Source organism: Streptomyces sp. SM1, from assembly GCF_002910825.1.
In the GTDB taxonomy this organism is placed as follows: domain Bacteria; phylum Actinomycetota; class Actinomycetes; order Streptomycetales; family Streptomycetaceae; genus Streptomyces; species Streptomyces okerensis.
In genome coordinates this window covers 1-2,775 of sequence record NZ_NEUB01000256.1, presented here as the reverse complement: position 1 = coordinate 2,775, position 2,775 = coordinate 1, and the positions used below count along the sequence as shown (strand labels likewise).

The following is a 2,775-nucleotide window of genomic DNA, read 5'->3' as shown; positions in this document are numbered from 1 at the left end:
GCTGCGCGAGGCGTCCGCCGACACCGTGGTCATGACGCCGGGGCGGTGGCTGTGCGGCGCGGGTCTGCTGTCGGCTGCCGTGGTGACCCTGGCCGTCTCGCTGATCGGCGGTCCCGGCGAGCTGCTGCACCGCAAGAGCTATGTCAGCCGGCCCATGCTGCTGATCACCGCCGCAGCGCTGCTCACGCCGCCGGCGGTGCGCCCGCTGAGCCGGCTGCTGACCTGGCTGCCGGTCCGGTTCCCGGGGGCGGGCGGCATGCTGGTGCGCGAGAACGCGGCCACCGGAGTGCGCCGTACGGCCGCGGTCGCGGCGCCCGTCCTGGTCACGGTGGCCCTCGCGGGTTCGCTGCTCGGCGCCACCGCGACGCTCGACCGGGCCAGGACCGCCGAGGCACGGGAGCGGACCACCGCGGCGTTCGTCGTCACGGCCGCCGGCGACGGCCCCTTCGACGCGCGGACGCTGGACCGGCTCCGCGCGGTGCCCGGCGCACGGACGTCGGCGAGCGCGCCGAGCGTGGTGCACGTCCTGGAGGAGGGCGTGGCGCTGATCGGCTCCGAGGCCCGTGCCGTCGCCCCCGGGGGCCTGGCGGCCACCGCGCGGTTGCCACTCACGGCGGGGAAGGTCAGCGACCTCGACGACGGGTCCCTCATCGTCAACGAGGAGTGGGAGCGGCATGCGGTCGGGCAGCGCGTCCGCGTGTGGCTGGGGGACGGCACGGAGCGGACCCTGCGGATCGCCGCGGTGATGGCCACCGGCACCGGCGACAACGGCGTCTACGTCACGCCCGCCAACGCGCCGGGCGCGCGCGTGGACCGCGTCGACGTCGCGGTCGCCGACGGTGCCGACGCGCACGTGGTGGCCGCCGGGCTGAAGAGGGCGGTGCGGCCCGCGGGCGGCAGGGTCCTGAGCGCGGAGCGGTGGCTCTCCGCCACGGAGCCCGGGACCGCACGCACCACCCGCTACGGCCTCCTCCTCGTCCTCGGCATCGCACTGCTGTACACGGGCATCTCCCTGGTCAACACCACGATCATGGCGACATCCGACCGGGCGCGCGATCTCGCGGTGCTGCGGCTTTCCGGCGCCACGCGGTGGCAGGTGCTGCGGCTGGTGAGTGCCGAGTCCGTGACGGCCGCCGCGATCGGCGCGATCCTGGGAGTGACCGTCGCCGTACTCGACCTGGCCGGGATCGGGGCGGCCCTGGCCCTGCAGTCGGCCCCCGCCCCGCTGACCCTCCCCTGGCCGGCCGTGGCCACGTCCGTGACGGTCTGCGCGGTCCTCGCCACGGCCACCGCAGCCACCCGGACGGCGCTCGTCCTCCACCGCCCACCCCTGCAGTCGGCCACCGTCCGCGACTAGGCCCGCCCACCCGGCCTCCGGCGACACCCACCGGGCCTCCGGCAGCACACGCCCGGCCGTGGCCCCCACCGGGTCGGCTACCGGCCGCCCCAGGGACGTCTGTCAGCCGGCCCACGGGACGTCCACCGGCCGATCTGTCGCGTCACCCACCGGCCGACCCACCGTGTCACCCACCGCCCACCCGGCGCCCCGCGGCGCACAGCCGCGAGCCCGGGTCCCGGCAGCCGCTTCTCCAGCCGCCCCCAGCCCTCGATGCGGCGGCCCTCCCCGCACCCCCGACCCGAAGGGGCATCGGGCCACCCCGGCCGAAAACGATCATGAGATGTTCCTCACACGGCCGCCCCTCACACCCCGCCCCGAACACGCGAAACGGGCGGCATCCGATGGATGCCGCCCGTCCGACGGTGTGCGCGAGGGGGGAGTTGAACCCCCACGCCCTTTCGGGCACTGGAACCTGAATCCAGCGCGTCTGCCTATTCCGCCACCCGCGCATTGGGTGTGTCCTCGAGCCCTTGCCCCTTGGGGGCTCGGCGCCTTCCGACATCCAGAACATTAGCATGCTGGTCGGGGTGGATTCACATCGCTTTTCACCGCCCGCGGCCCGACCGGCCACGACCTCGCACGACCTTCCGCGACCACCTCCCGGGGCCGGTCCCGCCGCCCCCTCCCCGGTGTCCGCCGTGCAACAAGGCCGATTGCTTCACGTATCAACCTCGTACCGGTCGTACCCGTCTCCCCAGGAGCCGGACGGAGTCCGCGGTCAGGTGCGGGACACTGGTCTGCGGCCCCCTCTACGATCCTTGGCAGAACGACCCGCACGAGCACGGCCGAAGGAGTTCGAAGAGGAGCCCCGGAGGGAACTCCGTCAGGCGTCGACACCCGTCGGCCGGGCGGACGGGGGGAACCAGCCGATCGGGCGGCGCGTGGATACGATCAGTAAGCAGTACCAGGTAACCGGTGCACGAAACGGCGCACGGGGCAGTACACAGGACGGCAGCGACGGAGGAGGTGCCCCATGGGAGTCCTGAAGAAGTTCGAGCAGCGTCTCGAAGGTCTGGTCAACGGCACCTTCGCCAAGGTGTTCAAGTCCGAGGTGCAGCCCGTGGAGATCGCGGGAGCGCTCCAGCGGGAGTGCGACAACAACGCCACCATCTGGAACCGCGACCGCACCGTCGTACCCAATGACTTCATCGTCGAGCTGAGCACCCCGGACTTCGAGCGCCTCAGCCCGTACTCCGGCCAGCTCGGCGACGAGCTCGCCGGCATGGTGCGCGACTACGCCAAGCAGCAGCGCTACACCTTCATGGGCCCCATCAAGGTGCACCTGGAGAAGGCGGAGGACCTGGACACCGGCCTGTACCGGGTCCGCAGCCGTACGCTCGCCTCCTCGGCCAGCCAGGCCGGAGGCCCCCCGGCGG

The 2,775-nt window shown here is 73.3% G+C and carries 1 protein-coding gene, 1 tRNA gene and 1 pseudogene; 2 read left to right on the top strand and 1 reads right to left on the bottom strand.

Annotated elements, in window-relative coordinates:
• Positions 1-1,357 (top strand): ABC transporter permease (locus B9S61_RS06040; protein WP_146064728.1); only part of this gene is annotated, 1,357 nt, incomplete at its 5' end.
• Between the two features lie 407 nt (positions 1,358-1,764).
• Here B9S61_RS06040 and B9S61_RS06035 read toward each other — a convergent pair.
• Positions 1,765-1,848 (bottom strand) — tRNA-Leu (locus tag B9S61_RS06035).
• A gap of 524 nt (positions 1,849-2,372) precedes the next feature.
• Here B9S61_RS06035 and fhaA point away from each other — a divergent pair.
• Positions 2,373-2,775: pseudogene (gene fhaA / locus B9S61_RS06030) on the top strand (antibiotic biosynthesis regulator FhaA); the annotation flags it as partial.